We start from the raw sequence: 1,162 nt of genomic DNA on the forward strand, positions 1-1,162 counted from the left end.
GGCTCTTTCCAATTAGAAGTGCAAAAACACCTTGGTGCAAAAATCATGAAAAACACCGCGGCGGTTTGCCTCGCGGCTGGGGGTGCGAAGCCCCCAAAGAGCGTCAGGTGATGACTTAAGCAATGCAAAAAAGGAGGAGAACTTTCGTTCACCTCCTTAAGATTAATTAATTTTGTATTGCGATGTATAAACAATTAACCTCGGAGCAAAGATACACAATAAGTGTGTTACTGCAAAAGAAATGCTCGCTTAGTTTCATCGCCGAAACTATTGGCGTGTGTGTAAGTACGATATCACGTGAGAAAAAGCGTAACTCAAACTCCAGGGGAGTCTATGAGGGGCGTTTGGCCGTCTTGAAGACAAGGCGCCGCAAGGCCAAGATGCCGGGTAACCGTTCCATTTCCCCTTATGTCCGCAGCAGGGCCTTTGAACTCATCCGCAAGGAGCAATGGTCGCCGGAAGAAGTGGCAGGCTGGCTCAGGAAGGAAGAGAACCTGTCGGTTTCCAAGTCTTCCATCTACAATTGGATAGCTGCCGGCCCTCCACATAATAGGGACAATATCCGCAGACATCTCAGACATGGCGGGAGAAAGGCAAGACATTTGCCCTCGGGTGCTAAAATCCCAATACCAAACCGTATCTCCATTGACCGGAGACCGGTCAATGCCAACGGCCGGACTTTGGGAGACTGGGAAATGGACACAATCCTGGGGAAGGATGGAAAAGGAGCAATAGTAACCTTGGTGGAAAGAAAAAGTTGCTTTATGCTCATGGAAAAACTTGATACGGGAAAGCAGGCCGTTCCCCTGGCACATACTGTCGTGAGGCTGCTCAAGGAAACCAAGATGCCCGTAAGGACCATAACGACTGACAATGGAACAGAGTTTGCCGCGCATGAAATTATTGCCAAGGATTTGAATACAAGCGTTTACTTTGCGCATCCATATTCACCTTGGGAAAAGGGAGCCATAGAGAACATGAACGGACTCGTCAGGCAGTATATACCTAAAAAGGCAGACTTCAAGGGGATTTCAAGGGGATACATTAAACAAATCATTCAAAAATTGAATAACAGACCAAGAAAGAAAAATGATTTTTCAAAGCCTGTTGATATCATTAAGCAATTAATTCCGTAACTTTGCACTTGCTTATGGAATCCACC

The 1,162-nt window shown here is 46.4% G+C and carries 1 protein-coding gene; it reads left to right on the top strand.

Annotated elements, in window-relative coordinates; translation table 11 throughout:
* Positions 1 to 182: 182 nt before the first annotated feature.
* A complete protein-coding gene (locus NG821_RS12570) occupies positions 183 to 1,136 on the top strand; it encodes an IS30 family transposase (RefSeq protein WP_252761997.1) in 954 nt (317 codons plus the stop codon).
* The last annotated feature ends 26 nt before the right edge of the window (positions 1,137 to 1,162 follow it).

It is taken from the genome of Segatella cerevisiae (assembly GCF_024054555.1).
Classification (GTDB): Bacteria; Bacteroidota; Bacteroidia; order Bacteroidales; family Bacteroidaceae; genus Prevotella; species Prevotella cerevisiae.

What these genes read in the sequence shown, in the direction of transcription:
- NG821_RS12570 (WP_252761997.1), top strand. Translation starts at nt 183, where the DNA reads ATGTATAAACAATTAACCTCGGAGCAAAGATACACAATAAGTGTGTTA.